The 26871-nt window shown below is 47.0% G+C and carries 18 protein-coding genes; 1 reads left to right on the top strand and 17 read right to left on the bottom strand.

From position 1 onward, the window contains the following. Positions 1-78 precede the first annotated feature (78 nt). Positions 79-570, bottom strand: coding sequence for a PaaI family thioesterase (locus DW096_RS06255; protein ID WP_005832726.1), 492 nt, complete (start codon positions 568-570; stop codon positions 79-81). 160 nt (positions 571-730) lie between these two features. Between DW096_RS06255 and DW096_RS06250 the strand changes: the two genes are divergently transcribed. Continuing rightward, the gene (locus tag DW096_RS06250; RefSeq protein ID WP_005832729.1) at positions 731-1834 is read left to right on the top strand and encodes a DUF4421 domain-containing protein; all 1104 of its coding nucleotides are present in this window, start codon (positions 731-733) and stop codon (positions 1832-1834) included. Between the two features lie 21 nt (positions 1835-1855). Here the strand turns inward: DW096_RS06250 and DW096_RS06245 are convergent, their stop codons facing one another. The 16 genes from DW096_RS06245 to DW096_RS06170 all read right to left on the bottom strand — a co-directional run bounded on the left by DW096_RS06245 (position 1856) and on the right by DW096_RS06170 (position 26814). Next, a complete protein-coding gene (locus DW096_RS06245; protein WP_005832731.1) occupies positions 1856-2518 on the bottom strand; it encodes a DUF2490 domain-containing protein in 663 nt (220 codons plus the stop codon). Between the two features lie 258 nt (positions 2519-2776). After that, positions 2777-4849, bottom strand: coding sequence for a family 20 glycosylhydrolase (locus DW096_RS06240; protein WP_057281732.1), 2073 nt, complete (start codon positions 4847-4849; stop codon positions 2777-2779). A 12-nt stretch (positions 4850-4861) separates the two neighbouring features. Continuing rightward, positions 4862-6592, bottom strand: coding sequence for a DUF4091 domain-containing protein (locus tag DW096_RS06235; RefSeq protein ID WP_057281731.1), 1731 nt, complete (start codon positions 6590-6592; stop codon positions 4862-4864). 5 nt (positions 6593-6597) lie between these two features. Continuing rightward, entirely contained in the window at positions 6598-7647 is a 1050-nt protein-coding gene (locus DW096_RS06230; RefSeq protein WP_057089556.1) for a hypothetical protein, read from the bottom strand. 25 nt (positions 7648-7672) lie between these two features. Next, positions 7673-9133, bottom strand: a complete 1461-nt coding sequence (locus DW096_RS06225) for a RagB/SusD family nutrient uptake outer membrane protein (RefSeq protein WP_081027331.1) — start codon at positions 9131-9133, stop codon at positions 7673-7675. A 33-nt stretch (positions 9134-9166) separates the two neighbouring features. Next, positions 9167-12454: a TonB-dependent receptor gene (locus tag DW096_RS06220; protein WP_005832743.1), complete on the bottom strand. Its 3288-nt coding sequence runs from the start codon at positions 12452-12454 to the stop codon at positions 9167-9169. 86 nt (positions 12455-12540) lie between these two features. Beyond that, the gene (locus DW096_RS06215) at positions 12541-13455 is read right to left on the bottom strand and encodes a FecR family protein (RefSeq protein ID WP_118930887.1); all 915 of its coding nucleotides are present in this window, start codon (positions 13453-13455) and stop codon (positions 12541-12543) included. Positions 13456-13517: 62 nt separating this feature from the next. After that, entirely contained in the window at positions 13518-14114 is a 597-nt protein-coding gene (locus DW096_RS06210) for an RNA polymerase sigma-70 factor (protein ID WP_034523224.1), read from the bottom strand. A 408-nt stretch (positions 14115-14522) separates the two neighbouring features. Further along, a complete protein-coding gene (locus DW096_RS06205; RefSeq protein WP_005832748.1) occupies positions 14523-15875 on the bottom strand; it encodes an MFS transporter in 1353 nt (450 codons plus the stop codon). Between the two features lie 190 nt (positions 15876-16065). After that, positions 16066-16962 (bottom strand): glycerophosphodiester phosphodiesterase family protein, encoded by an 897-nt coding sequence (locus tag DW096_RS06200; RefSeq protein ID WP_005832750.1) that lies wholly within the window; start codon positions 16960-16962, stop codon positions 16066-16068. Between the two features lie 23 nt (positions 16963-16985). Next, positions 16986-18356, bottom strand: coding sequence for a RagB/SusD family nutrient uptake outer membrane protein (locus tag DW096_RS06195; protein WP_057089558.1), 1371 nt, complete (start codon positions 18354-18356; stop codon positions 16986-16988). Positions 18357-18374: 18 nt separating this feature from the next. After that, on the bottom strand, positions 18375-21932 hold the full coding sequence (locus DW096_RS06190; RefSeq protein ID WP_005832753.1) for a TonB-dependent receptor: 3558 nt from the start codon (positions 21930-21932) through the stop codon (positions 18375-18377). A 1081-nt stretch (positions 21933-23013) separates the two neighbouring features. Continuing rightward, the gene (locus tag DW096_RS06185) at positions 23014-23994 is read right to left on the bottom strand and encodes a FecR family protein (RefSeq protein ID WP_057281682.1); all 981 of its coding nucleotides are present in this window, start codon (positions 23992-23994) and stop codon (positions 23014-23016) included. A gap of 131 nt (positions 23995-24125) precedes the next feature. After that, positions 24126-24728 (bottom strand): RNA polymerase sigma-70 factor, encoded by a 603-nt coding sequence (locus tag DW096_RS06180; RefSeq protein ID WP_005832757.1) that lies wholly within the window; start codon positions 24726-24728, stop codon positions 24126-24128. Between the two features lie 134 nt (positions 24729-24862). Then, on the bottom strand, positions 24863-26134 hold the full coding sequence (locus DW096_RS06175; RefSeq protein ID WP_057281681.1) for a histidine-type phosphatase: 1272 nt from the start codon (positions 26132-26134) through the stop codon (positions 24863-24865). Between the two features lie 20 nt (positions 26135-26154). Further along, positions 26155-26814, bottom strand: coding sequence for a CatA-like O-acetyltransferase (locus DW096_RS06170; protein ID WP_005832761.1), 660 nt, complete (start codon positions 26812-26814; stop codon positions 26155-26157). Between the last annotated feature and the right edge of the window lie 57 nt (positions 26815-26871).

The following is a 26871-nucleotide window of genomic DNA, read 5'->3' as shown; positions in this document are numbered from 1 at the left end:
TCACCACAGATTACACAGATTTGCACAGATTATTTTTATTCCAATCTATGCAAATCTGTGTAATCTGTGGTGAAACAATTAAATCAACGGCAATATTTCCTCCTGCTCTACTTCGCAGCTATGGAAATGCATTTCCGCTTCCGCCTTCTCCTTCGGAAAGGTAAAGTAGGTGCAAGTGGCTTCTGTGCAAAGTTCGCCCATGCTATTATACAGGCGTGCTTCTATGATAGCAATATTCCGCTTCTGCTCGCGAAGCGAAGCCCGCAGCACCACATGCGTGTCGTTGGTCGATATGGATTTGCGGAAGCGGGTTTCCATTTTCGATGTCACCCCGCCGGTCTGCAGCTTGCGGAACACGACCCAGCCGCAGATTTCGTCCAGCAATACGGACTGGATGCCTCCATGCAACGTATTCAGCCACCCTTGATACTCCGGACGCGGCTTCCAGATGCTCACCACCTCGTCACCGTCCTCATAAAACTCCATTCTCACACCGGCTTCATTGTCGGGAGAGCAACCGAAACAGTTGTAGCCCTCCATATCTTTCCACGGATTGATAATCTTCTTCATATCGTATTCTTCTTTATCTGGTTTTGATTCATAAAGTCTCTCAATAAGACGTTCAATATTAGTCATTCCGATTGAGAACTACAAATTATTGATGCCTTTTTCAGAGAAAAATTAGCGGGATACTGTTCAAAAACCGGTTATTTTATTTAGCTTTGTATAAATGAGAGAGAACAACAAGATGCAAAGAGGGGCCTTTTTCTGCTTATGGATATTATTTACATTCTCATTGTTTGCGCAAAACAAGGAGAACGGTTCTGTCGCATGCGACAGCATCGTATATAAAAATACCTTCAGAAAAGCATTGAAGAAATTCCTCAACTTCAGCGACTTCGACACTACCTATATCAGTCCCAACCGGTACAATTACGCCCTGATGCTCGACCATTTCACCAATTACGAATACTACTCCGTGAGCAATGACGGCCAGCGGCTCCGTTTCTCGCCCAATCCGCACAACAAGATAGGCGCCTACTTTGGATGGCGGTGGATATTCCTGGGATGGGCTGTCGACACGGACTGGCTCTACGGAAAGAAAAGCAAGAAAAAGCGCGGCACGGAGTTTGACCTCAGCCTTTACAGTTCCAAACTGGGAGTGGACATTTTCTACCGTAGCACCGGAAACGACTACAAGATACACAAGGTATCCGGCTTTTCCGACGAGATTCCCTCCAATTATTCCGAAGACTTCAACGGATTGAAAGTAAAGATGAAGGGATTGAATCTGTATTACATTTTCAACAACCGGCGTTTCTCCTATCCGGCCGCCTTCAGCCAGTCCACCAACCAGCGCCGCAATGCAGGTTCTTTCATTGCTGGATTCTCCGTATCCACCCACAATCTGGACTTCGACTATACCAAGCTGCCCCAAATCATTCAGGAAAACATGAATCCGGGCATGAAGGTGAAGCACATCAAATACACGAACATCAGCCTCAACGTCGGCTATGCCTACAATTGGGTGTTTGCCCGCAACTGTCTCGCCTGCCTGTCGTTCAATCCGGCGGTCGCCTACAAGACATCGCGCATAGAGAAGACCGAAGAACGGGAAGCGGACGACTGGTACAAGAACTTCAATATCGACTTCATCCTGCGTGCAGGCGTGGTATACAACAACAGCAAATACTTCGTGGGTACCTCATTCGTAGGCAGGACATACGACTACTACAAGAACAGTTTCTCCCTGAACAACGGGTTCGGCATCCTCCAAGTATACGCCGGATTCAACTTCTATCTGAAAAAGGAACACCGGAAAAGTAAGAAATAGGATAACCGGACTTCACCCCTCTCAGAAGCTGTAAGCACACTCCACCCCTACTATATTCTTCCGCTTATCCTGCTCCCACTGCCTGCAATAAAAGAGGTCCGCCTCCCAGCGCCCGGACAGAGGCAACGTGATTCCCCCGCGATAACGCATCCGTTTCACCCCGAAATGCTCGGTCCTGTTCAGACCATTATACATCTCGACCGAAGCATACGGCTCCAGCTTGCACTTCGGAATGTCATAGGCAAACTTCGCACGCGAACGCAAGCGGAACTCATCCCTATGCCCATCGAACGTATGCTGAAAGCGCTCACGCAAAGACAGTTTCACCCTTTGCACACGGGCAGACAGAGTGCCTTCCAAACGGTAGCGGTGCCGGAACTTCCAGCCATCCGCCCCCCGGTTGCGGTAATGCGTCTCATACCCGGCTCCAAGCTTCAGGAAAGGCAACAGCTTATAGCTTCCCCCCACCTTCAGCCCCCACCGGTCTGTCTTTCCCAAATCATCCTTTGTACGCCACTCCAGCCCACCGGAAACAGTAAATGCCGGCTTCAACTTATATTCGAAACCGACATTCGCCCAAGTGGCAAAATCCTTCTCCTGCGCCCGCAGGGAAAAAGACGAAACACCCAGCAACGAAATCAGCAAAACGAGTGCTTTCGTGCACGAAGATATATTACTTACCATAAGCCGTTTTTTGTTAAAGCGCCAAAGGTAAGGATAAATTCTGTAACAATTCTGTAATACTACAAATCTTGTCTGCACATTTCCGATACTTCAATAATACTTAAAAACAGAAACCGAGATATAAAGTTTCTCCGTTCATCCATACAAAAGTTCCGGGAATCAGCAAAGCGCATTTTCCCGGAACAACAATACCTATTGAAAACTTTCCGGTCTGTATCCGACAGACCACGAGACTTAGTCTAAGGTTAATCAGTTTCTCTATTCATCCAAAGTCTTCATCCACGACTCTATTTTTTCCACCATCGGAAGTTCATAAAGATACAGCCAATCGCTGTTATTGGTCATTGCAGCAAGATGGCGGTGGTGATTCTGGTCGGCAATATACCCCTCGGGATTGCTCATGAAGCGGGTTTGCGAATATACAGATTCAAGCTCCGCACGCATCTCCTTAAAATAAGAACACACCTTTTTAATCTGCCTCAGACTTGCCGCACGCTCATCCTCTCCGTTCGCTTTATCATAGTTTTCCAAAGCCATCAATAACCGTACCGGATAGTTCAGCAAACGTCCGGTCTGCTCATAAATATCCAATGTATAACGATTGCGCAAAGCATGGGATTCTGCGTCCTGCAATCCTTTGGTTATTCTTTCATAGCGCGCGGCTTCAATACGGGCAGAATCCAATCTATTCTCGTACTTCCTGCTCCACTTTCCCGGCGCCCCGGCATCAGGCAGTTCTATCAAGGTAAAAGCCTCGGTCACTCCCCAAGCCGGATTCCTCGAACCGGAAACAACCAGCGCTCCGTCAAAGAAAAAGGCGGCTTTCTCCATCTCTGCCAGAAAATCCATCTGTTTCCGTTGCAAACCAAACTCACGCCGGGCATGCGCTGTGATGAAATCTTCTATCGTCCTCCCGCCGGGATGCCAGCCATACTCCCCTTGCGCTATGAAACCGCGCATAACAGTTTCCAGATGGGCCGAGCCGTCATCCCATGCCGTGGTCAAAATTCCCTCCAACTGATTTTCGGCAACCAAAGCGCAAAAATCCTTGATATACTGTACCCTGGAATTATTACGCGGTATAAACGGAGTTTCCCCGGTAGACGCGGAAGTAGCTCCCATCACCTTCAGACCTTTCTTATGATACCAATTAAGCAGCATCCGATGTGGCAGAATGGTAGGGTCTTCGTAATGCCAGCGCATGTAGATGCAGTTCTTGGGAAACATATCTATCGCTTTATCCAATTCCGCCGTATTCCAGTTCTTCATGACTTCATCGTCCGGCACATTGCGGTGCAGAAGCCACCACAGATTGGCATATTTCAACGGCATATCGTCCCAGAATATAGGAGTCCGCCCGTGTGCCACCGCAAAATCGCATACCTTTTTAAGCCACTCCATCTGCAACTGAAAAGCCGTTTTGCCGGTTGCCTTACAACGCTCATCAATGCCGATGGCCGATATTTCATCGCCGCCTATATGGAGGTATTTGCTTTGTGGCATCGCTTCCATAGCATCCCGATAGAGGTCGAACAGAACTTCGTATGTGCGGGGATTGGAAGGACAGAATTCCCAATCACTCTTTTCACTCTCGCGCAGCTCCCAGTGGTGCTTCAAGATGAAACTGGCGTGTCCCAACCCTTGCACCAGAGGGCTGATGTTGATGTTCCGTTCTTCGGCATAGCGGCAGATGGCTTGCATTTCCTGCTTGCCGATGGCGTTTGGCGCACCCACTTCGGGACGACGGGTATAGCGCAGCTTGTCCTCCAGCTCCCATATCACGGCATTCACTTTATACCTTGCCAGTTTGTCAATCATGCGATAATAGTATTCCGTCCGGTCCAGATGATGTTTTGTATCCAGATGTACGGCGCGATAGGCTATAGCCGGATAATCCGTAATTTTCATCGCCGGTATCTCCAATGAAAACTGTCGGCTGTCTTCCATCAGCTGCTCCAAGGTCTGGCAACCATAAAACAGTCCGGCCTGAGAACGGGCACGGATGGCAATTCCTTTGGAAGAGACTTCCAATACATACCCTTCGGGAGATACGGGCACATCCTTTTCGGTCATCGAGAGTGTCACGCCTTTTACCCCTTTCACCGCATATCGCGGAAGCGCATCCAGCATATTTCCCAGAACCGGGATTTCTCCTTCCCCTTTCATGGTGACAAAAGAGAGTTCACCGGCACTTATGCCTTTCCCTTTCTGAATTTCCATCTGCTGCGGCAGAGGCAGTATCTGAAATCGTTTATCCAGACCGACAGCACTCATCCTTACTGACAATCCCAGCAAAAAGAGCAATACAAATATTTTTTCAAGTTTAATCATAATCATCCTTTTTTAATATTCAGCAGAAATCTTTTTCAACATACCTTGTGCTTCCGTCACTATTTCCCCTGCGAATCTTCCCGAAGTCAACGTAAACTTCTGCACAACGGGATTCATCAGATTGGTGGAGAGGATGCGCATTTTTTCATAATCCTGTATACCTTCGCGAAGCAATTCAAGACGAATGCTCGACAAGGGGACTGAAGACAAAGAGTTGTCACTGCGATAAATCAGGCTGAAATCCCCCGCCGTGTTATTTCCATCCCTCACATCCTGCGGGTCGGCCTTGGTCCAATAATCGTAAGCCCATCTCAAGAATCCGTTCAATCCTTTGGCTTTGGCATACCAAGCCACCCACACCATCTCTGCCGGATTGTTATCCAGACTTACATAGGCATTGGGGATGCTCTGCGCGCAACTGGTATAGAAAGTGGCAACAGCATTCGTCGATGTGCGGTCATATCCCAAAATGGTGCTGTAGTCATAAAAAGCACTCTCCACATCGGAGGAGACGGCACTACCGGCAAGTCCTATTTTCCAATCCGGATTGTGCTGCTTTATGAAAGATACCACCTGCCGCATTTCATCTTCCCTGATTTCGTCCATATAAAGAACAGTCTTTTCAAACCAACCCTTCGTTTTAAGATGACGCTCAAAGGAATCCAGAAACTCATTCCAAACAGTCCGGTATTCGTCACTCCCCACTGTCAGCTTCAACGTCCGGGCTTCGCCCGAAGCATCGGTATATCCGATGGAAGTGTTCCATCCCACCAGAGAAAAACAACTGATTTGTCTGCCAATCCCCCACGACATCATCTGAGCGACAAACTTGTCGAAACCGGTATAGTCGAAGCTCCATTTCCCATCAGCAGCCTCATGCCACTTAACCATGGTTTGACCTTTGTTGAAAGCGCCGTCCTTGATATAGGCAGTGATAACCTTTTGTCCGGCATCAGCCAGCAACTGATAGAATGGTTTCACCAGAGTGAAATACTCACTCGAAAAAGGAGTAACTTTTTGCCCATTATCAGCACACAAGCCGGACAGCTGGAAAGGGAACTGCCATAAATCCAAATGGAAAGCCCATTCGCTCACCGGAGGCAAGGCATGATTGACAACCAGCAACCTTACCGTGAACGTCAGTTGCACCTCACCACCCGATTTTACGGTGACCGTGCCTTCGTACTCTCCAGGCGCGGTGCCCGCAGGAATGTCGGCAGTCAGCCAAAGTTTTACCGGTTCCGAAGCAGTCACTGTTCTGACTGCCTCTTCGGACAACTTATCCGCAATCTGTACCGAAGTATGCGTGCGGTATTCATTGCAAACAAGAGCCTTTTCATCTCCCAACACATAGGATGGAAAACGCAAATGCAGATTGGAAGAAGCAATACGGTTGCCGCCGGACAGCAGGTCGCCGATTTCGTACGTCAAGTCATCATACCGTTTTGATTCCGTCCAAAGCACAATCTGCTTATGCACGCGCTCATTCTGCCATACGGTGTCTTTCCATACCGTAGTCACCAGCCTATCATCCTCCTGCCCGGTGAACTTCTGTCCTTTAGCATATCTCACAAACTTACTTTCAAACGAGCCTTTCAAAGTCTCCGAAGGGGTAACGGGCGGCTCGGGATTGACCGGCAGTTCCGGTTTTTCAGTGTTTCCGGATGGCGCCTCGTCCGAACAAGCACTCGTTCCAAGGGAGAAAAAGAACAAAGAAGACAATAATAATGTAATTTTTTTCATAAGTGTCATCCGTTTTTCTTGATTGAATAGTCATAATACGGCGGCTGACTCAAATTCAGTGTAATCGTATAATTCCCAGCCGTCCCGATTTCTATGTCCGTACCCTCTTCCGACAGTTTGGAAAGTCCTTCGGACGCTCCATATACAATTATCGGGTCGCCATAACCGACAGCAATGGTGGTAAACTTCAGCGTTCCTGGCGACAAATCCGTATCCAGGCTCCAGAGACGCGTTTCCGAAGAATAGGTCATAGCCTTCAAGGAACTGATGGCAGAGCCTGTAACCGCCCATTGCGTGTGGAGCAGCGTCATCACCTGAGTCGCCGCATCGAAATTAATCTTCCATACGCCCGGAGAAGTAATTTCGGGGGTTCCGTTATTGGAAGTCCAGTTTCCCCAAGGACCATCGCAAGCAAAAACATTTCCACCGGCAGACTCTTTCTTCACCATCTCGAACGAGCAGCTTGAACCGTCGGCTCCACCGGAGAAGTCGTAGTAGGAAGACAAATCCGAAGCAACAAGACCGATATTATCCCAATTCGTTCCGGTCAAATCAATATATCCCTCAAACTTGGTATCATAGTTGATGGAAGCAATCTTTTGCGATTTGTCCGGATTGACATAATATCTTTCTCCTTCCGGTCCATAGTCTCCGGTTTTGACGAAGTACATAAACGGCGGTTCATTGTAGACCATCTCAACAAAATAGCTTCCGGTTTCCATGCCGCGTTTCAAGACAAGCTCCCATCTGTTGCCGGTAAAAGTCACCTCGTCACCTACGGCAACGTTAGCCTCAGCCGAGGCATCTGCAAGAACGATTGATTTCACAACGGCCTTTGTCGAAGCCTTTCTGACCTCAAGGGTCAATACATTATCCAGCGTCTTGTCTTCCTTCAACCTGGGCACCGCCACATAGTCCATACCCTCGACCGACAACACCAGAGAAGATACCGGAGACACTATCGTGGGATTGGCAGGCAGTTCTTCGCTGCTGCAAGACACTCCACCAACCAAGGTACTTAAAAGTACCCAAAACAAAAATATATTCTTTTTCATCTTGTTCGTTTTTTTAAGGTTATTGTCAATATCCGGGGTTCTGCTTTACTCCGGTCATAATCATTAACTGGTCATTCGGTTTCGGCAGCAGATAGTTATGGTCGTCTATCGTTGATTCCGGATACCAAGGAGACAATTTCTCTTTCAACAGATAACGGCGGCAGAGGTCGAACCAGCGGTTACATTCAAACGCCAGCTCCCAATTTCGCTCGTCAAGAACCGCGTCATCAAACTGTTTCGCCGTCAAGCCGGAAAGTTCGGGCAAGCCTGCCCTTCTGCGAACTTCATTCAGTGCATCATAAGCCTTTTGCGAAGGGCTTCCTTCTGCAAGATTGGCAGCCTCGGCATATATAAGCAATATATCAGAATAACGCAACATGCAGTAAAAGCCATCCGCATTCTGCCCGCTCCCGATGGGCGCATTGTAATATCCGCCGCTTGCAGGACCGGCATCGCGCAGTTTCCCTACGTAGGGCTGAGCCGTGTTTGTCTGCTCCCACGGGGTTCCGTCTATCATGGTCAGATAAAAAGTACCTTTCACACGGCTGCCATCTCCTTTAGGAAACATATCAAAGAAGCGGCTGTCGCTTGTCCAGTCGGCCCAACCTCCTTCACCATTGGCATCGGGACGAGTGGCACGGAATTGATAACCGCCCGTCCTGCTGATGGAATTGCCATAAAGGGTGAAAATAAATTCGGAATTAGTCTGTCTGTTATCATACAGCCACAAGTCGAAGAAATGTCTCTCCAACGAATAAACTTTCTCATTGATGACTTCTCCAGCCTTATCACGTGCCAGCGCATAGCATGAAGTGTCGTTCAACGGGAAGCCTGCCATAGTGAGATATACCTTTGCCAGCAAGGACTTTGCCGTCCAGCTTGTGGGACGGGTACGGTCTTCCCGCTTCGAAGGCAGCGTCGTTTCCGCCGACTGCAAATCCACAACAATCTGTTTATAAATATCAGCTATGGCAGCCTGCGGTTCCACCGACGCATTCTTCTGATTGGCCTCCGTCAGTAAAGGAACCTCACCAAACCAGCGGACCAACTGGAAATAGCCGAAAGCACGGAGGAATTTGGCTTCGCCGTCAATGGGGCTCAACTCCTCTGCCGTGAGATTCGTATTCTGTGCAACCAGTTCTATCGTAGTATTACATGCACTGATGCTCGAATAACAATTGTTCCATAAAATATCCGTCACTTCTTCCGGATTGCCTACTGTGTTAATGTTAACCTGCTCGAATCCTTTCCATCTGACTACCGGGGTACATACATCTTCAGCACCGGCACACGCAACGTAGGGTGCATCTTCTCCATAGAGCTTGACAAGGGGGGTATAAGCTCCGGAAATATAACTGTTGAAATCGACAATTGTCTTAAAGAACTTGTCAGATGTGGGCTGTCCGGTCAAATCTTCCGATAAATCGGCACATCCGCAACAGATGCTAACGGTCATCAATCCCACTACCATTCTTTTTATATTCATCTTTATTTTCATAATATATCCTTAATTTATCAGTTAAAATGTAATATCCAAACCCACCAAGAAGCTCTTTGCCGAGGGATAGATGCCGCGGTCTACCCCGGCAGCCGTAGCGTCGGTTCCCATACTGGCCTCGGGGTCATATCCGGTATAGTTCGTTATCGTCCAAAGGTTGTTGGCACTTACATAAATGCGGGCAGCATTGAATCCAATCTTCGACAACAGTTGCCGGGGCAGACGATAGCCCAAAGTGATATTCTTCAACCGCAGATAAGCACCTTTTTCAACCCAACGGGAAGAGTTGACATATTCTGTCCCCGAAAATGACGGGATGTCCGTTTCGTTCTCCTGTGTCCAATGCTCTTTTATAACCGGATTGGTAGGAAAAGCATCCGAAGAATAGACTTCACGGCGCACACGGTTCTGATTATAAACATCATTACCCGCTACTCCCTGCCAGAAGATGTTCAAGTCGAAATCGTAAATGGTAAATGTATTGTTGAAGCCAAAGCTCCATGTGGGTTGCGCATTGCCTATGATACCGATGTCTTCTTTATCTATTTTTCCATCCCTGTTGAGATCTGCATATTTGGCATCTCCCGGCTTAGCACCATACAAGGCTGCCGTAGTCGCTTCATTCTGTTTCCACACTCCGGCAAAGGTGTAGCCCAGGAATGTACCCATCGGCTGTCCTACCATCTGCACGTAAGAGCCTACCAATCCGGGAAAGTCGGCATTGCTGGTGTAAATCATCATATCGGAAAGGCCATCCAGTTCCAGAATTTTGTTCTTATTATAGTTCACCGTATAGTTTATATCCCATTTGAAGTTTTTTGTCGATACGGGAATACCACCGAATGTCAAGTCAAAACCCCGATTGGATACCGCGCCTACATTTGTCAGGATAGATTCTACTCCCAATGCCGTGGGCACCTTCTGCCACATCAACAAATCGGTTGTCTTCTTCTTGTAATACTCGGCAGAAAAACTCAGCCTGCCGCCCCACCAACGGCTGTCGATACCTACATTCAGCTCATTCGTACGTTCCCACTTCAGGTTTTCATTACTCAACTGGGAAATGGCAAGGGTAGGATTGTTGTTGGCATCCAAGCCGGGAGTAAACTTCAACTGGGAGGCAAACGACGGAACAGCCGCATTGCCCACCGTTCCGTAGCTGGCCCTTAACTTGAATTCGGGGACAACATGACGGAATCTCTCCATAAAAGCCTCTTCCATCAAATTCCATCCTACGGAAAAGGCTGTGAAACCGTCGTATTTATGCCCTTCGGCCAATTGGCTGGCACCGTCGTAACGAACGGAAGCCGACAACATATACCGCTTCTGATAACTGTAATTGACGCGTCCCATGAACGACTGCATGGTTGTTTTGGAAGTTTCCGCCCAAGGCTGCTGCAAGATAGAACCAAACTGTATTCCATTGTATCCCAATCCCACGGGGATGCCTTTGGCTGATGCTGTCGTGCCATCATAGCTATCTTTCAGCATTTCGTAAACACCGGTTGCCTGCACATTGTGCTTACCGAAAGATTTGTCGAAAGTAAGGATTGAGGTACTTTGCAATGCAATATAATTAGACTGCGTTTTGCTTCCGCTTACTTCCGTAGTCGGACCGTTGTTCACTACCTGATTGTCGAAATAGCCTGAAGTCCGGCTATTGGTCTTGTATGAAAACAAGGTCGAAAATTTCAGGAAATCCCAAAACTTATATTCACCCGTGACAGCAACATTAAACACGGAAGCAGAGTTATCATTTACAAACTCCTTGGCATATCCTACCGGATTGAACGAAGTAGGCCCTACACCGCCCGGCTGCGTATAGCCGCCTTCGCTTTCGGAATCATAAACCTTCTTGGTGGGCGACCATTGCAATGCCGAACTGATAGCTTGTTCATATTCACCTTTCTGTGATTTGTTATAGGAAGCAAAGGTGTTCAGTATAAAGCTCAAACGCTTGTTGGCTTGTATCTTAAAATTTGAGCGGAAAGTATATTCCCTGAAATCCGTATTCAAGACAACCCCTTGCTTGTCGACATATCCCCCTGCCAGAAAATAGGATATGCCTTCTTTTCCACCACTCACACTGACGTTGTGCGTGTGGGATATGGCTTCTCTGAATATTTCATTCTGCCAATTGGTTCCTTCTCCTAAAGCGGCAATCTCATCCTGCATAAAAATCGGATTTTGCCCGTTTTCAATTCTCGCTTCATTCAGCAAAGTTGCATAGTCTGTCGCATTCAGAGAAGGTAACTTCTTCCTTACCTGGTCAAATGAAACAAATCCGTTATAAGAGATGCGTGCCTTGCCGGCTGTACCGTTCTTGGTTGTTACAAGAATGACACCATTGGCACCTTTAGAGCCGTATACTGACAAGGCCGCTGCATCTTTCAGAACCTCTATGGATTGAATCTGGTTAGGATTCAAGCTGCCGATGTTTCCGTCTTGTACGCCATCGATAATCACCAAAGGGTCGTTACCGTAGGTCAGAGAGTTTGAGCCGCGAATACGGATAGAGACAGCACCAGCAGGGTCACCACTGGTGTTTTGTACTACAACACCCGATACGCGTCCCTGAAGAGCCTGCGCTGTACTTGTATTGGGAGCAGAGAGCAATTCTTCTGATTTCACGGAAGATACGGAACCGGTTATATCGCTCTTCTTCTGTACACCATAGCCCACAACAACCACCTCATCAAGCATTTCCGTATCCTCTTTCAAGATTACTCTTGCCAGCGATTTATCCGTCACTTTAATATCTACGGTCTTATATCCGACATAGGAAATTGAAATCATGGCATCTCCGGGCACATCCATAAGAGAATATACACCATCCACATCGGTAATTCCTCCGTTGGAAGCACCTTTCACCATAACAGTAGCACCGATAATAGGTTCACCATTGGCATCTACAACAATACCGGTTATTTTCTTTGCAGATGAAGCGTTTTGCGCAGGCTTGCGAATCAGAGCAATTACATTCCCCTGCTCCTGCTTATACGAAAGAGCCGTCTTTGCCAGAAGCTGCCGCATAGTCTGGTCAATCGTTGCATCCTGCACATTCAACGATACTTTCCGGTCCAAATCCGGCAGGCTCTCATTGTAAAAGAACTTATAGGCACTCACCTGCTCTATCTGCTTCAGGGCAGACCTCAACGGCTGCTCCTTGAAGCTGATTGTGATTTGGGAATAAGCACTAAAGGAAATACTTAGAAACAATGCCAGACAGACAGTCCGCACTGCGTTCCGATTACCACTTCTCCCGACAAAGGAGCGGAAGAGTCTTAAAAAGGCTAACTTGTGTTTCATACATCAAAACTTTTATAGGTTTGATAAGTATACAGCCACCCCTATGTCTTCGTCCAAGCCGCCTTGCGATTTTAACTCCCGTTAACCTATTTGCTTTTTATTACGATGACAGAGCCGTCCATTTCATACGTAAAATCGGCAGTAAGCATCAGCATGTTCAAAGCACTCCGGATGCCATTGCCGGGGATGGTTCCGGTGAAACGTTCGTTCAAAAGCTTATCCGACTCAAAGCGTATCTCTACATTATAAATGCGCGAAAGAGTGTTCATGATATTCTTCAACGATTCTTTGTCGAAATACAGATTTCCCTTTATCCACTCAATGTAATCTTCGGAATTCACTTTTGTGGTAGTCAGCTTTTGGGTAAGCTTATTGTATTCCAGCTTGTCGCCGGGAATCATGGTGTGCGACATTCCTTGGGCGTACACCCCTACTTTACCTTCTTGCAACACAACAACGATGTCCTCGTCGTCTTCGTAAGCCGAAACATTGAAAGACGTGCCATGCACTTTCACTTCCAGGTTGCCGGCTTGCACTATGAACGTACGGCTTTCATCATGAGCAACCTTAAAGAATGCCTCTCCATTGAGTTGCACACACCGATTCTTTTTACCAAAATCATTGAGGTAGCTCAATTGGGACGCTGAATTCAGAACAACGTTCGTTCCATCCGGCAACTCAATCCTTGCCTTGTCGCCCTTACCAGCTTTCACAACGAAAGGCATTCCGGGTGCTTGAGACATGTCTATCAGGTAATAAGTGAAGAAAGCGAGGCAAACGGGCAGACAAATCATGGCAGCCCATCTCAGAATATTCATACGGACAACCCGCGCAGACCGTGACTTGCCAACCGTCTCTTCCTTGATACGGACAAACATCTTGTTGCGCAATGCAACATCAATCTCTGCATCCGATTTGACAAACTCTCCCTCCCACCAGTTTTGCAGGTGGCGATCGTTCTTCATCCAATCCATTAGTTTTCTATACTGTGCCTTATCCATCTTTTTGTTATTTAAAAGTATACACTTTCATCCCGCTTATTATCCAAAAGCCCTTGTCACATTTACACTTCATTAACAAAGAATACAAATAAAAGGGCAAGAACAGCGTCGTAATTCTGCATTAACTGCGTGCGCATGAATTTTACGGCAAGAGACAACTGCGTGGCAACCGTGCTCTCGGATATTCCCAATTGTTCTGCTATCTCCTTATTGGTGTAATGCTGCCTTTTGCTCAGGATGAATATCTTTTTGCGTTGTTCGGGAAGCTTGTCTGCCAATGAGTCTATGTACTCATGCAGAAAGTGCAAGTCGATGCCTTCTTCCGTCCGGAAATCACGGTCTACGCCGCTTTTCATCAGATACTCGTTATAGACAAACTCTACAGTCTGCCTTTGGTACATATTCATCAGCAGATTCTTGGCAATGGTGCAGAGGAAAGATATGAATGATGATTCCGGGTCTACTGTTCCGCGTACCTCCCATATACGGATAAAGGTGGACTGCACCACTTCTTCAGCCATATACCGGTTGCCCGCGGAAATACGCATGATGAAGTTATACAGCTTACCGCTATATCTGTGATAGAGCTTCTCGAATGCCTGGAAAGAGCCTGCACCCAATTCGGCCAATAAGCGTTTTTCATCTGTAGAATCGACCATATCCTTAGATTTTTGCAACAAAAGCATATCCTTTACGGACATAAAGAGATGGCAATATTATCAATATTTTCGCAAATAAAGGCAGATAAAAGGAAATATTATGTGAAAAAAGAATTCAAAGTGATTTTGGTGCGGCAGGAACTTCATACTTTTTGAGTGTTTTTAAATGAAAGACAACTCCACATTCTGAAAATCAAAAGGATGTTTGTTTTCCAAAACACATTTGTTATCTAAGTTTGCCCTAAATACACAAACTATGAGAATTATAGCCAGGAGCATTTGGGAAGTACAGCAAATCAAATCCCATAAAAGAGGCATCGCTATGATGCCTCGAATTTTAGTTGCAAACTCCCCTTATTCTATTCATTTGCCGATGTAAGGATAGAATTAAGCTGCTTTGGCAATGTGCTATGCTTCTTCTTCATTCCGCGCATTCCACACAAACAAAGCCAGCAATGTAGATAGCAATGCCGCCCCTATCCAGAACCAGTTGATGTAGGTAAAGTCGTACACCTCCACGCCATCCACCAACTGCTTGTTCCCTTCTATCAGCACGCCGCTCATTACGTCTTGCAATCCTGCACCTATATAGCTGGCTATACCTACAACGCCCAATGCTGCGCCCGAAGCATTGCGCGGAGCAATATCTACAGCCATCAGCCCTCCGAGAAAGCAAATCAGCACACCGATGCCAAGGCCGAAAAGTATCATGGCCAAAGCGTCCACCCAGAAATGAACACCGGGAACCAGCAGGAACAAGCAGAGTGCAACCACATTCATCAGTCCGAAGATAAGGGCGGGCACATTACGGCGGCCGCCGAACAGCTTGTCCGAAATGACACCGGAAAACATCGTACCCACAATGCCACAGACCGAACTGATGGAAATGATGAAACTGGCATCCAGTGTAGAATAGCCCTTCTGCGCTTCCAGATAGAATACGCCCCAACTGTTCACCGCATAACGGCTGATATACATAAAAGCACTACTGAGTGCCAATATCCAGATGGCAGGATTGCGAAGTACGGCTTTCTGCGCACGGCTGAATTCCTCGCTTTCCAACACACTCATTTTTTTCTTCGCCTTAGGCATATTGACAATGGGCAACCCTTTGCTTTGCGGTGTATCGTGGAAGAAACGCCAGGCAATCAATGCACCTGCCAGCCCCACAAGTCCTGCTCCAAAGAAACCATACCGCCAGCCGAAAGCACTGACAATGGAGGCAATGATGATAAATGTCATCGCCTCGCCGATGTTGTGGCTCGCACTCCAGAAGCCGTAGAAAGAACCGCGCTGTTTGTCGGTGAACCAGCGTGACAAGCCTACCACGCAAGAAGCGGCCCCCATCGACTGGAACCAGCCACTGATGCCCCAAAGGATGGCAAACAAGATGAATGAATGGACAAAGCCGAGACAAAGGTTCACCAATGCCGTGACCAAGAGTCCGGTAGTCATGAAACGGTTGATGTTGCTGCGGTCGGCCAGGAAACCGTTTGTAAACTTACCTATGGCATAAGTGAAGAAAAGTACGGAACCGATAATACCCAGTTCTGTTTCGGAGAAAATACCTTCCTCCACTATCGGTTTCTTCACTACATTCAAGCTGAGACGGCATACATAATACATGCCGTAGCCAAGCGTTGCCGCAAGAAAAGTAGACCATTGCAGCCGCTTCAAGCGCCGTTGACAGGCGGACACAGAAAGGTCGGTACAAGGTTTATCGGAAGAAACCTTGTAGAAATTTATAAGATGTTTCAACATTGTATTTTGTTATTGGATTTAAGTTTCGCAAGCTCAATCGCAACCATCCGGCGGATGTATAGCGAGGAAAGGAGATATTCCGTCGCTACACTCCGCTGAATGACAGAGATTACTGAATATAAATTTGTATTATGCCAGAGCCTTTGCAACCAAGCTTGCGGAACTCGAACGGATAGTGAACCAAATTGCTTTATTCGTGCATTTTTTTCGTTCTCAGATACTCCAGCAAATAAGCCGGACGGTCAGTCTGTAGGATGCGGCATCCCAATGTGTCAATCAAATAGCCATAGCCCTCATCGGGGTTTTGCAAAGACATGTCATCGTCGTGTCCGCCTGCCATCGTATCCCACAAAGTGTTGTACCAGATAAGGGAGCGGTCGGCTAAAGTCGTTGCCAGCTTCTTGGGAAGCGGGTTGGAGTCCTTTACATACAGCAGTTCAAAAGCTACGGGAGACATCTCCTTGACAAACGTCTCTATCTGTTCCTCGGCCCCCGGCTTGTCGAGGTCGACAATGGGCATATAGATTACGTCATTCAGATAATCGCCGAATTGTTTCTTGACTTCGGCTGCTGTTTTGCGCCCTTTCATTATAATCTGCTTGGTGGTTCCGGTCTTCTTCATCAGCTCATAAATCTGGTCGAAATAGAGGTCGGCCTGGTCCAGATTTATCATTATCTTGCCTTTGGCATGCAGCAAGGCCTCTTCCAAAGTAGGAACTTTGTGGATGGTACGTATGTTGCAGCCGTTTTTCAACTTCAACCCACGTATGTAGTCGAGAGTGGCTTCCGAAACCAGCCCCTTGCCGGTGGTTGTGCGGTCCAGTGCCCGGTCGTGCATCAGTATCAGTTCACCATCCTTTGTCTTCTTTACATCCAGTTCCACAATATCCACACCCATTCTAACGGCATTGTCTATTGCCTCTAAAGAGTTTTCCGGAAAATTGCGCCAGTCGCCGCGATGGGCTACCACAATTACTGAACTCTGGTCGCGATTCATCAGTTTTTCACGAATCTGCGTCACTCGGTCTTGAGCCGAAAGCTGCAATACTGCCAAAACAGCAAACAGCAATAAATATATCTTTTTCATCATTTCATGGATTATAAATTCAATCATTCCAATGCATAGCCTTCGTTCTGCCAACCGGCTTTGTCATTGACATTCTCTATTTCGGTTTGAGGAACCGGATAGAGCTGCCGATAAGCATCAATACCGGGAAATATGGCAGCCATTTGTCCGGTGCGAACAATGTCGAACCAACGGTCGCACTCCAGAGCAAGCTCCAAACGGCGTTCCTTATATACTGCCTGGCGGAAGAGTGTTTTTGTGGACAGTTCGGCCAATGTTTTCCCTTCAAGACCTGCATTTGTGCGTACGGCATTCAGAGCATCCAAAGCATCTTGTGTAGGAACAGCGGCAAGCTCATTGGCAGCTTCGGCATACATCAGCATCACTTCGGCACAACGCATTACCGGAAAGTCGGCACTGGTCTCATTGTTCGTTGCCGGAGCATTGAACTTGCCCGGACGCTGTCCGCTGCCCGTAGGTTCTACCAGGGCCTTACGGTTATCCTTGTCGCTTTCAAACTCCGCTTGCTCCAATGAGATGATATTGCCATTGTCATTGTTACGATAGCGGTTGTTCTGATGTACCGACTCGCCTACTCCACCTTTCAGATATTGAACGGCAAAAATAATGTCCTTGCTCGTCTTCAAGTCGTTGGGAAAAGTTTGCGGCATGGGCACCAGCATCAAGTCTTTTCCGGCATGAATGGCTGCTACCACCGGAGCAAGTTCATTGACCACTTCCTGATAGTTCTTCCTATATAAATAAACCTTTGCCAGCAATGCATGCGCCGCATACGAAGTGGCACGGCCTCTTTCCGATTCGGGCCAAACCGCGGGTAAACCTTTGGCTACAGCCAAGTCGCTGATTATCTGCCCATAGACTTCATCAATGGGAGCACGCTTGTTGTTACGCGCTTCGGCCACGGTCTGCGTTTTTGTAATGATGGGCACCTCGCCCCACAAGCGAACCAGGTTAAAGTAACAAAGAGCACGTATAAACGAAGCTTGTCCGGCAATGCGAGAGCGCTGTTCGTCGGACATCGGCACTTCTTCCACATTCTGCAACACCAGGTTGCAACGATAAATAGTCTTGTACAACGAAAGCCATGCCCCCGACAAGTTGGAGTTTGCCGGAGTTTCCGTGAAAACTTCTATCTGATAAGTGATGCCGCCACTGGCACCGGAATTGTCATTCTTCACATTGTCACCACGTACTTCCATCAAAGTCATGAACTTCGCTCCATACTGGTCGCTGGATTGCAACTCATCATAGATACCTATAACGGCTCCTTCCAAACCCTTCACATCCTTATAAAAGGTTTCCTCCGTAGGAAAATCAATAGGTTTCAAGTCTATAAAATCACTACAGCTTGAAAGAACCATTGCTGTAAGAACAAACATTATTACTTTTTTCATATTACTGTCTTTTTAAGATTAAAACGTAAGATTAACACCTATCGAAGTGGTTCTTGCCAACGGGTATACACCATAGTCTTCGCCATTGGTAGTAGCGGCACTGCGATTTGAAACTTCCGGATTATAGCCTTCATAGTTGGTAAAGGTAAACGGATTTTGGATGGAACAGTATACGCGCGCCGACTTCAGATACACCTTTTTGAGCCAGTTTTCGGGCAAGGTATATCCCAACGAAATATTCTTGATGCGCAGGTAAGACCCGTCTTCCACGTGCCATGTAGAGGTGGTGCCGTTCTGCCCCTTACTGACGCGGTTGGCACGTACATTCATTCCACTACCAGGATTGTCTTCCGACTTCCAGCGGTTCAAAGCTCCTTTGTAGTTATTCATATTCCCTTCGTGGTTATAGAAATACCGGCGAGACAAGTTCAGGATTTCATTGCCCTGCACACCTTGAAACACAATGCCGAAGTCAATGCCTTTCCAAGCCAGTGTAGCACCGAAGCCATAAGTAAAGTCGGGCATATAGTTGCCCACGATGGCGCGGTCGGTATCCGAAATATCAAGTATCCCGTCTCCATTGACGTCCTTGAACTTGAAGTCGCCCGGCTTCGTGTCGGCCAGTCCGTAGTTGGTGGGAGAATCCTTGTAGTGCAAAGCTGCATCCACTTCGGCCTGATTCTTATAGACACCTTCTACCACTGGAAGATAATAGCTTCCGATGGCCTCACCCACGCGGGTTATGAAATAGGCATTGCTCACCGAACCGGAAGAAATAATATCGGCATTGCCCGGTCCAAGTTCTTTCACTTCGTTGATGTTCTTCGAGATATTGAAGTAAACACTCCAGTTGAAATCGCCCATCTTCTGATTGGTGGCGATATTGAATTCCACACCTTTGTTGTTCACCTTGCCGATGTTCTCGAGGCGAGTGTTGTAACCGGTTGTCATGGGTACGGGGACATTGAGCAACAAGTCATACGTGTTACTGTTATATAAATCCAGCCCCAAAGTCAAACGGTTACTGAACAGCGACGCATCGAAACCTACATTCACCTGCGCTGTCTTTTCCCAATGCAGTTCGGGATTGGGCATGCTCTTGGGGGCCGCACCCTTTATTACTTCGGCATTGCTTCCGCCCAACACATAACTATAATAGGCAACTTCGCCTTGTGCACCATAGTTGGGAATACGGAAGTTACCCGTCAGACCGTAGCTGGCGCGAAGTTTCAAGTCGTCGATGAAAGTCAGCGACTTCATAAATTGCTCTTCCGTCAGACGCCATCCGGCAGATACCGACGGAAACCATCCCCAACGGTTCTGTTTGCCAAAACGGGAAGCACCGTCGGCACGGATTGCTCCTGTAAGCATGTACTTGCCTTTATAGTTATACTGAATTCTGGCAAGTCCTGAAAGCAAGGCCCATTCGGAAGCATGCGAATTGCCGCGGGTAACGGTACCTGCATTGAGAGTGGGCACGCTGTTCGTAATGAATCCGTTGGCAAAAGCATAAGTACTTTCGTCTCGTTGGTATTGCATGGTCCAGCCTACCAGTGCAGAAAGAGAATGCCCGTGGATTTCCTTATTATAGCTCATCGTTTGCTCAAACAGCCAGTTGTACATCTTGGCAGTCTTCGCCGTTGCTTCGGGCACCGACTCCGGATTTCCCTCCGTATTGGAAATGGGGATAGTGGACGGACGGAACGTATCTTGCGAGCTACTGTAAATATCCACACCGAAATTGGCCCGATACTTCAATTCGGGCATAAAAGCCACTTCTCCGTAAATATTGCCAAAAACACGGGATGCCTTCGTTTCGTCCTTCTGCAACATGGCTAATGCTACGGGATTCCATACTTGCGTCTGGCTGTTACCTTTCTTTATGGAACCGTTTTCGAGTACTGTCTGTGTATTGGGACTCCAGGCATTCTGAGAGAAGCAAAATGAACCGTCGGGATTATAAACCGGAAATATAGGAGCACTGTGCAGCGCCGAAGCAATGATACCGCCACCGCCCGAATTGTAAGCGCCGTCAGAATTAACCGCATTCTCTATCGTTACAGACGGATTGAGCGAAAGGCCGAACTTGAAAATACCTTCGGTTACATCGAGGTTGAAGCGCGAGCTGTAGCGCGTAAAGTCACTGTTGATAATGACACCTTCTTGTGACAAATAATCTACAGACGCATAATATCTTATCTTCGGGCTGCCGCCTGAGACAGAAACCGAATGGCTCTGCATGCCTGCCGTACGGAAGATTTCGTCCTGCCAGTCCGTGTCTACCAGTCCTTTTTCACCTCTCAGGTATGGCAAGATTTCAACGGGAACAATTGTATTATAATCATTGCTTGTATTTTGCAGACGGATGGCATTGCTGTCCGAGATGTCAAAAGACAAAGGATTCTTATTCTGCGCTATGAGCTTACGGTTGATGGACTCCATCTTGTCGGTATACGTATTGTTGCGTGCATCGTTCACCAAATCGGCATACTCGTAGGCATTCAGCATGTCTATCTTCTTTGAAACCGTCTGCCAGCCATAGTATCCGTTATAGGAAACTGTAGCACGCCCTTCCTGCCCTCTCTTGGTAGTAATCAGTACCACACCGTTCGAACCACGCGAACCGTAGATGGCAGCCGAAGAAGCATCTTTCAGCACCTCGATGGACTCTACATCGTTCATATTGAACGTATTCAGCTGCTCCTGGGCAAGAGGCACACCGTCCACAACATAGAGCGGAGAGGTTCCTGCCGTAATAGTGCCCGTTCCGCGTACCTTAATCTGCAAGGAAGAGCCCGGAGCACCCGTCGACTGAGACACCTGCACACCCGGCATCTTGCCCACCATCGCCTCGGCCATGGAAGTAACCGGTTGGCCTTTCATATCACTGGCACGAAGGCTGGCAATGGCAGTAGTCACGTCGCGCTTCTTCTGCACACCATATCCCACAACCACTACTTCGTCCAGCAACTCGTTGTCTTCCATCAAGACGATTCTGTCCAGGCCTTTGCCGCCCGCTTTTATCTCTACCGTCTGATAGCCGATATATGAAAAGGCGAGCATCGCATTCCCGGGTACATCGGCCAGGCTATAATTTCCGTCAAGATCGGTAATCACTCCATTGGCAGTGCCCTTTACCAATACACTGGCACCGATAATCGGCTCCCCGTTTGGGTCTACCACTTTTCCGTTGATTGTCTTTGTCCTCACTTTCTCAATAAGCTCTCCACTTTTCTGATTGCCTACGGATATTGTATTGTTGTCCCTATTGAAATATAATTTTGCTTGCGAGGTAATCTGCTCCAAGACCTCTTGCAAAGAAGCGTTGGAAACATGGATGGAGATGCGTGGAGCTGCATTGACTATTTCTTGGTCATAGAAGAATTTCAAACCAGTCTGCACGCCCAGTTGGTTGAACACATTCTCTACCGTTTCATTCTGAACATTCAGTGTAATGCTTCTTGTCTCTTGTGCCCGCACGTATGGGGCTGTAAACAACAAGCATACGAACAGTAAAAAAGCTAAAAATGAATCTACATTTCTACATTTCCTTTCAGTATTAGGAAGATTATTCATAAATTTGTGCGTTTTAGTAATTGAAATAAATTATTAAAAACAAAGATGTGTAATGCGCGATACGTTATTCACACGGGTCGAAACGAATGAATATCCGTCCGGATTACCGGAATAGGGGCTTCTCTTAGAGACAGCTCCTATTTTTTTGTGTAGCTCAAGTTGGTGGTTTCATACTTAATTTTATTAATGATAAAGGTTAACACTCTGGCGATTCGCTTATATATAGTACACAGTCGCCCGAAGAAGCAGGGGTCTCATTAAGATATTTTCACTATTTATGCGAAGCAGTGATTGAATTATATTCATATTTGATAAGAAAGGAACCTAAGTGATTAGCAGTACTATCTCAATTGAGGGTGTGTCGAAATAGAGACTTAGAACACAAATTACGCAAATTATACAAATCATGCTTTTTAATGACTACTGATAATCAGGGATTATCCGAGTCGCTTATTTGCGTAATTTGTGTAATTCGTGTTCCCTTATCACTTCTGACACACCTTCTACCCGTAGGGGGAGGTGGTAGGTAAAACAATAAACACCTATGAATCATAAGAATAAGGTTTTCTTTCCTCACCTACCACCCCGCCCTTTGGGCACCCCTCCTTCTTGAAGGAGGGGAATTGAGATAGTACTTTTAACTCATAAGCGTTTCTGAAACAGTTCATAACTGATAAGAAAGAAATAATCCGTGCTTGAGTAACAAGAGTTTCTTCAACTTGCCCTCACCACCCTCACCGTTTTCCTGAACCTCCCTGTTCATCGGTGTTTCTTACGAAAAATGCAGTGAATTGATAGTGTGTTCACTATAGTGGTCTGTCTTCTTCACGATAGTGAACAATTCGGGCCATCTTAGTGAACATACTTGTTCACTTAAGTGGAGCGTCAACAAACTCAAAGACTTTTCAGGAGAAACGTATGTGCGAAACACAATGAATGCCTGCACAGTACACTACAAACGCCTTTCAAATACCCTTCAAACGGACAGCACCAAGCCCTTTTTTCTATATTGGCCTGAGTTCGATATAAGGCTTTGCTTATAACTGTATAATAGCGAGTCAAATTCAACTCCTGATTCACACTATTTATAGAGCAATACCTTGTTCCCATCTTTCTTATAATGAATGCCGCTGGTATATTCGATAGACTGCAACACAGCTTCCAGGCTCTTGTTGTCGTGCTCGCCCGAAATCAGATTCTTGAACACCTGCCCTTCGGCAAAAGAGATGGAGCAATTATAAACGCGTTCCAACTCTTTTGCAACATCGTTTATCGGAGTACTGCTGAATCGCAATCCGCCTTTCCGCCATACTGCCACAGTGCGTTTTTCATGCTGCTTGTTGTATTCGCCGGAAATGGTATTGATGTACACCCGCTCCTGGGCGCTTAAGCGCATCATGGCTTCTGGCAAGTCCACTTGCACCTTGCCACTCTCCACATCGACAGAAACAACCTCATCGGACAAATAAGCTTTGATATCAAAGCACGTGCCCAATACACGAACGTCGAAATGATGGGTATTGACAATGAACGGCTGCTTCTCGTTGCGATGAACCCGAAAGTAGCCCTCACCTTCGAGCTCCACCCTGCGTTCGTTGCCCGCAAAGCGGTCGGGATAGCGAATGCGGGAGCAGGAGTTCAAGACCAGTTGCGTGCCGTCAGGAAGCAACACCTGCTTGCATTCGCCATAAGAGGTCGAGGCTTCCAGATAAGAAATCTGCTGTTCGTTGATGTAATCCAGATATCCGACGCCACCCAGCACCAAACAAAGAACCGCAGCCGCAGCTGCAGCGACAGTTGCCATGCGGCGAAACCAGGTCCGTTTTTTGTGCTCGATGCGCTTCAACAATTGGCGCGCCTCTTTCTTCGACTTCTCGCGTTCGAGGTCAGTCAGCGGTTGTTGCGACGCTGATTCGTCCCAAACATCGGCAGCCAGTTCCTCAAGGATGCCTTCCGGTTCCGGCACAGCCAAGTGGTCTGCCAACTTGCTGACATCTTCAACCGTGTACAAGTCATCCAAGTAACGGCGAAGCAAAGTCTTATCTTTCTCGTTATGTTTCATAATCGTTTTTTTGCGGGGAGCTACAAAGATGTTCTTAAACTATCCCTTTTAAAAGAATAGTACACGCAAAAGCGAAGCATCTAGGGTGTATTTAACGTTTTTTATCTCATACGGAAGAAAGATGGGCTTCATTACAAATTCATACAAACAAGAAGCAGCACGAGGTCGGCAGCCGCTACCGAGTTCTTCTGCAAATATCCGCGCAGCGATTTCAATGACAAGGATATAGACTCCTGCACCGTATTGACCGATATACCCAGCGTTTCAGCAATCTCCTTGTGAGACATCTGCTGTTCACGGCTCATTTCAAAGATTTCACGCTGGCGGGGCGTCAATTGCTGCAATGCACGCAAGATTAGTTGCCGCAAGTCATTAGCTAGAATTTCATTCTTCGTTTCATCGGTATAATCCACAGCCTGCGCAAGGACATGCTCCTTGAGTTTGTTCTGGTTATCGAGGTCGCGCAGCTGATTCAGCACACGGTTGCGAACAATTGTATAAAGGTAGGAAGAGAAGGAAGCATCGGGATTGATGAAACGTCGGCTCTGCCAAATCACGGTGAAAGCGTCCTGAAAAACATCCTCGGCATGCTCGCGCGACTTCAGAAAACGCATGGCAAAGTATATCAGGCGGCCCTTATAGGCAGCGTACAGTTCACAAAAAGCATCCTCATCTCCATCTATCAGGCGGAGAACAAGTGCCTTTTCATCAATTAGAGTTTCTGCTGCATACATAGGGCTATCTTTACATTCAAGTACAAAGGTATCGCTAAGATGTTGCAAACGTATGTAAAATTCGGGAAAGAAAAAAGAAAAATGAAAAATAAAGCCGGTTCATCCCTCAAGCAATGACCGGCTTTAACACGCTTCTATCGTCTATAGGCTTTCAGTTTATTCCTATAATAAGCCTCCACATCCTTCCAATGGTAATAAGGAGCCAGTTCGCTTTCTACCGGAAGTTTCATCTCATGCTCGTTGAGCAGCACCTTTACAAGAATGTCATCACTGCCTTTCTTGCGGAAGAAAACGAATTGAACGTTGCCTGCCATCGGGAAAATCTTGTAGTTTCGCCAAGTTTCATCGAGTCTGCTTAAATCGGTAGTCTGATAAGCACAATCACCCAATTCCAGCAGGCATACCAAAGGAAGCAGGCAAGATTCATGGCCGAAACGTAAAGTTGCGCTGTTCTCTTTCTTCACGATGCAAGTGTCGGCCGTATTCAGTATATTTTCCAGCAGATTGGATTCCATATAAGGTATTTCGCTTTTGGTGAGCGGAGACGGGCCATAGGATATATACCAATTCTTGTTGCTGATTTGCCACAAATCATAGCATTCGTCTTTGGTGAAGAGAGAGTAAAGTTCCAGATTCGTGTCGAGACTCTGCATGTTGCTTGCCACATCAAACAACCGGGTCATCAATCTGCCGGCATCCACTTTCCAGTTTACATAATCCTCGTTGTTGAACAAAGCCTTCATCAAGCGTTCCGGATGTACATGCTCCTTCCGGATGGCAGCCTTCGCCTCGACCACTTCATCCGCCTTGCACAATGTCTTGACATAGGGGTCATCGTTATTCATATAGTACATGTCGGCATAGCTGGCATCGTTCTTGAACTGCAACTTCGGATTGAGAGATTGCAGCTTCAAACATTCTGCCGCCATAGAAAGAATGCAGCGGATAACCACCGTGGAGCATGCATCCACCTCGGCTTCTCCTTTAAAGACTTTCGGGAAATTCTTGTACATTCGCTCTGCAATGCCTTTGTGCTGGCGTGCACCCAGCGGAGTCAGTTCGCCATATCTGCTCTTAGCCATGCGCGAGACGCTATCCAAAACACAAAGTGTCTTCTTTCCCAACTCAGTGAGCACACCATTCTCATCAGCCTCACGCATCACTGCCAACGGCTTCTCGTAATCATCCGGATTTATAAGGAACCGTGAACCATGACGGGCATAGTGGCTCAGATAAAAGGGTTTATAACCTGCAGGAGGAGCTGTCTGCTCCACAGTCGGTTCGGGATAGGCATAGTAATTGGCTGCCGAACGATGAACATCTGCAAAGATTTCTTCTTTGGCTGTCTGGGCTCTCATTCCAAGCACCAGGCAACAAAGAACGGTTAGAAAAACGAAACGCTTCATAGATACTACTCTTTTATGATTTATTCATGTGAAATCTCTTTCAGGTATTCTTCTATCTTTCCGAAGAAGGATGCCAAGTGCGAACCATCAACAAAAGAATGATCCACATAGATGGAAAGTGGAAATACCAGACGCCCTTCACGGGTCACCGTTTTTCCGGCAGTCATCAAAGGGTGGCTGCAAGCATTCCCGGCTTCGGCAAGCGTATAAGTGGTAGAGGTGAAATACATCTTAGGGACAGCGCTCAAATGCACTACATCGTAATCGCCTTGCTGCGCGAGATGCTTCTCGGCTCCATAAGGATCGCCATCTTCGGGAATATTGGTAATCAAAGCATAGGCTTCGGCATAAAAGCGGTTGAAATCTTCGTGATAAGGTATGCGTATTGTATAGAAAGTCTTACCGGGAACGGCTATCGGAGAAATGATATCCACCCGATCGTGAAAGACGACCTGTCCATTCTTGTCTTTACGGAAACGAAGTTCATCCACCTCGTTTGCCGAACGGAGCACGGCATAAAGATAGTAAAGGAAAAAAGAGCGTCCCGCTGCTCTGGCAGCCAGACTTGCCTCTGTACAATCAATCTCTGTAGTAATGGAATACCAGGAGCTAACAAAGTTGCGGAAAAAGTTGTAGTTATCCCGGCGTTCCCAAGTTTCAATGTCTATAATCTGTTTCATATACAAAAAAGGGGGTTAGAAAAAAGGATGCCACTTTACGGGCATCCTTTCTATATT

Origin of the sequence: Bacteroides sp. AM07-18 (assembly GCF_003602695.1) — a bacterium.
GTDB classification, from domain to species: Bacteria; Bacteroidota; Bacteroidia; order Bacteroidales; family Bacteroidaceae; genus Bacteroides; species Bacteroides uniformis.
Note: the sequence above shows the minus strand (reverse complement) of the source record. Positions and strands in the feature narration are given on the sequence as shown.

Bases quoted from the DNA above. Each gene is read 5' to 3' on its own strand.
- DW096_RS06255 (WP_005832726.1), bottom strand. From the start codon at position 570: ATGAAGAAGATTATCAATCCGTGGAAAGATATGGAGGGCTACAACTGT.
- DW096_RS06250 (WP_005832729.1), top strand. From the start codon at position 731: ATGAGAGAGAACAACAAGATGCAAAGAGGGGCCTTTTTCTGCTTATGG.
- DW096_RS06245 (WP_005832731.1), bottom strand. From the start codon at position 2,518: ATGGTAAGTAATATATCTTCGTGCACGAAAGCACTCGTTTTGCTGATT.
- DW096_RS06240 (WP_057281732.1), bottom strand. From the start codon at position 4,849: ATGATTAAACTTGAAAAAATATTTGTATTGCTCTTTTTGCTGGGATTG.
- DW096_RS06235 (WP_057281731.1), bottom strand. From the start codon at position 6,592: ATGAAAAAAATTACATTATTATTGTCTTCTTTGTTCTTTTTCTCCCTT.
- DW096_RS06230 (WP_057089556.1), bottom strand. From the start codon at position 7,647: ATGAAAAAGAATATATTTTTGTTTTGGGTACTTTTAAGTACCTTGGTT.
- DW096_RS06225 (WP_081027331.1), bottom strand. From the start codon at position 9,133: ATGAATATAAAAAGAATGGTAGTGGGATTGATGACCGTTAGCATCTGT.
- DW096_RS06220 (WP_005832743.1), bottom strand. From the start codon at position 12,454: ATGAAACACAAGTTAGCCTTTTTAAGACTCTTCCGCTCCTTTGTCGGG.
- DW096_RS06215 (WP_118930887.1), bottom strand. From the start codon at position 13,455: ATGGATAAGGCACAGTATAGAAAACTAATGGATTGGATGAAGAACGAT.
- DW096_RS06210 (WP_034523224.1), bottom strand. From the start codon at position 14,114: ATGGTCGATTCTACAGATGAAAAACGCTTATTGGCCGAATTGGGTGCA.
- DW096_RS06205 (WP_005832748.1), bottom strand. From the start codon at position 15,875: ATGTTGAAACATCTTATAAATTTCTACAAGGTTTCTTCCGATAAACCT.
- DW096_RS06200 (WP_005832750.1), bottom strand. From the start codon at position 16,962: ATGAAAAAGATATATTTATTGCTGTTTGCTGTTTTGGCAGTATTGCAG.
- DW096_RS06195 (WP_057089558.1), bottom strand. From the start codon at position 18,356: ATGAAAAAAGTAATAATGTTTGTTCTTACAGCAATGGTTCTTTCAAGC.
- DW096_RS06190 (WP_005832753.1), bottom strand. From the start codon at position 21,932: ATGAATAATCTTCCTAATACTGAAAGGAAATGTAGAAATGTAGATTCA.
- DW096_RS06185 (WP_057281682.1), bottom strand. From the start codon at position 23,994: ATGAAACATAACGAGAAAGATAAGACTTTGCTTCGCCGTTACTTGGAT.
- DW096_RS06180 (WP_005832757.1), bottom strand. From the start codon at position 24,728: ATGTATGCAGCAGAAACTCTAATTGATGAAAAGGCACTTGTTCTCCGC.
- DW096_RS06175 (WP_057281681.1), bottom strand. From the start codon at position 26,134: ATGAAGCGTTTCGTTTTTCTAACCGTTCTTTGTTGCCTGGTGCTTGGA.
- DW096_RS06170 (WP_005832761.1), bottom strand. From the start codon at position 26,814: ATGAAACAGATTATAGACATTGAAACTTGGGAACGCCGGGATAACTAC.